Source organism: Streptomyces sp. NPDC054847 (assembly GCF_053610925.1).
This window is the reverse complement of record NZ_JBSGZJ010000653.1, coordinates 1-2,775: the sequence shown is the minus strand read 5'-3', so window position 1 is coordinate 2,775 and position 2,775 is coordinate 1. Positions and strand designations below refer to the sequence as shown.

General features: G+C 73.6%; 2 protein-coding genes. Both read left to right on the top strand.

Annotation, left to right across the window (positions count from 1 at the left end):
* The first annotated feature begins 136 nt into the window (after window positions 1-136).
* On the top strand, window positions 137-1,831 hold the full coding sequence (locus ACWGH4_RS33780) for a phytoene desaturase family protein (protein WP_453467580.1): 1,695 nt from the start codon (window positions 137-139) through the stop codon (window positions 1,829-1,831).
* Window positions 1,832-1,854: 23 nt separating this feature from the next.
* The coding region (locus ACWGH4_RS33775; RefSeq protein ID WP_453467578.1) for a cytochrome P450 at window positions 1,855-2,775 on the top strand (921 nt) is incomplete at its 3' end.

The following is a 2,775-nucleotide window of genomic DNA, read 5'->3' as shown; positions in this document are numbered from 1 at the left end:
GCCCCGGCCCCTAGCCGCCGCCCACCCGCAGCCGACGCCCCGAAGCCGGGCCGCGGCCCCGCCCGCCCCCGGACCGGAGCGCCGCCGTCCGCGCCGCCTTGCACGCCTGTTGCGAGCCGCCCGCTTTGCTCGCAACATGGCCAAACGCAAAGAGTGGGATGCCGTCGTCGTCGGCTCCGGCATCGGCGGCCTCGTCTGCGCCGCCTACCTCGCGGTCAGCGGACTGCGCGTCCTCGTGCTCGAACAGCACGACGTCGCCGGCGGCAACAGCCATGTCTTCCGGCGCCGCCGCCGCTACGAGTTCGACGTCGGCATCCACTACCTCGGCGACTGCGGCCCCGGCGGCCTGCTGCCCTCCGTCTTCGGCGGCCTGGGCCTCGCCGACCGGATCACCTACCTGCCCATGGACCAGGACGGCTTCGACCGCATCGTCGTCCCCGGCCTCACCCTCGACGTCCCCGCGGGCTGGGACGGCTACCGCAAACGCCTCAAGGAGGCGTTACCCGGCGATGCCGCCGGCATCGACACGTTCACCTCGATCTGCTCGGCCGTCGGCGCCGAAGGACGCAGCGCCCTGCTCGGCGACACGGACCTCACCGACGAGCAGTTCGCCGCCCGCAGCCCCGCCTTCACCGCCTGGGAACAACGCACCCTGGCCGACCTGTTCGACCACTGCGGCCTCTCCACCCGCGCCCGCACCGTCCTGGCCGCCCACGCCCCCACCTACGGACTGCCGCCCGCCCGCTGCCCGCTGCCCACCCACGCGGCGATCATCGACCACTACCTCCACGGCGCCTACTACCCCAAGGGCGGCGGCCAGATGCTGCCCGCCGGACTCGTCGAAGTCATCGAGTCGCACGGCGGCGAGGTCCGCACCCGCACCCGGGTCGAACGCATCCTCGTCACCGCCGGCCGCGCCCACGGCGTCACCCTGACCGACGGCGAGGTCCTCACCGCACCGCTCGTCGTCTCCAACGCCGACTACACCCGCACCGTCCAGAACCTCGTCGGCGAGGAACACTTCGACCCCGGCACCGTCGAACGCACCCGCGACTCCAGCATGTCGCTGCCCTTCGCCGTCCTGTACGTCGCCCTCGACACCACCCTCCCCGAACGCCCCAACGCCAACCTGTGGTGGTACCGGCACACCGACATCGACACCGGCTTCCGGCAACTGGCCGAACACCGCATCGACCCGGTGCCGTTCCTGTTCGTGTCCTTCTCCTCCCTCAAGGACCCCGGCGCACGCAACATCGCCCCCGAAGGCCACAGCAACTTCCAGGTGATGACCCTCGTCCCGCCCGACCACGCCTACTGGGGAGCCGACGCCGCGCCCGCCGACGGCGGCCGCTACCGCCGCACCGACCTCTACCGGCGCCGCAAACAGGAACTCACCGACGCCATGCTGAACGCCGCCGAAGAGGCACTCGGCCCCTTCCGCCGCCACATCACCCACCTCGAGGCCGCCACCCCCCTCACCCACGAGCGCTACATCCACTCCCGCGGCGGCACCCCCTACGGCCTGGCCGGCTGGGGAGCGACCGGCGAACGCCCCGACACCACCACCGGCGTCGAGGGCCTGCACGTCGTCGGCACCAGCGTCCGCTACGGCTCCGGCATCGAAGGCGTCGCCACGGGCGCCATGATGTGCGCCTCCACCATCCTCGGCCGCCGGCTCCTCCCCGAGGTCACCCGCGGCGCCGTCCTCGCCGACCGGTCCCTGCTGCCGCACCGGGGCGACGACTTCGACCCGCTCGCCGTCTCCCGCGGCAAGGCCCGCCACCACGCCCGCGGCCTCGCCCGCATCGACACCGCCCCCCGCCCGGCATGAGCCCGAGCCCCGAGGAGCACCCCATGACCCACCCGCACCCGCCCCGGCCCGCCACGCCCGCCACCACCGCACCACCCGGCCCCCGGCCGTTCGTCCTGGACCCCGCCGGCCGCGACCTGCACGGCGAGGCCGCCCGCCTGCGCGCCCTGGGCCCCGCCGTCCTCGTCGAACTCCCCGCCGGCATCCGGGCCTGGTCGATCAACACCCACGACCTCCTCAAGACCCTCCTCACCGACGACCGCGTCTCCAAGGACCCCCGCCGCCACTGGCCCGCCTGGCAACGCGGCGAACACCACGACACCTGGATCCGCACCTGGGTCGGCGTCCACAACATGGACACCGCCTACGGCCCCGAACACCGCAGGCTGCGCAAACTCGTCGCCCCCGCCTTCACCGGCCGCCGCACCCAGGCCATGCTGCCCCGTGTCCGGCACGCCGCCGACCGCCTCCTCGACGCCCTCGAGGACACCGCCCCCGGCGCCGTCGTCGACCTGCGCGCCGCCTACGCCCACCCGCTGCCCATGCAGGTCATCTGCGACCTGTTCGGCGTCCCGGAAACCTCCCGCCCCCGCCTCGCCCACCTCATGGCCCGCGCCATGGACACCACCCTCACCCCCGACGAGGCCGAACACACCGTCCACGAGGTCGACCTGGCCCTCGCCGCCCTCGTCGCCCACCGGCGCCGGCACCCGGGCGACGACCTGACCAGCGCCCTCGTCGCCGCCCGCGACGACGACGGATCACACCTGAGCGAAAGAGAACTCCTCGACACCCTCCTGCTCGTCATCGGCGCCGGCAACGAGACCACCGTCAACCTCATCGGCAACGCCGTCCATGCCCTGCTCACCCACCCCGACCAACTGCGCCTCGTCCTCGACGGCACCGTCTCCTGGCACGACGCCCTCGAGGAGACCCTGCGCTGGGCCCCCAGCGTCGCCAACGTC

Bases quoted from the DNA above. Each gene is read 5' to 3' on its own strand.
- ACWGH4_RS33780 (WP_453467580.1), top strand. From the start codon at position 137: ATGGCCAAACGCAAAGAGTGGGATGCCGTCGTCGTCGGCTCCGGCATC.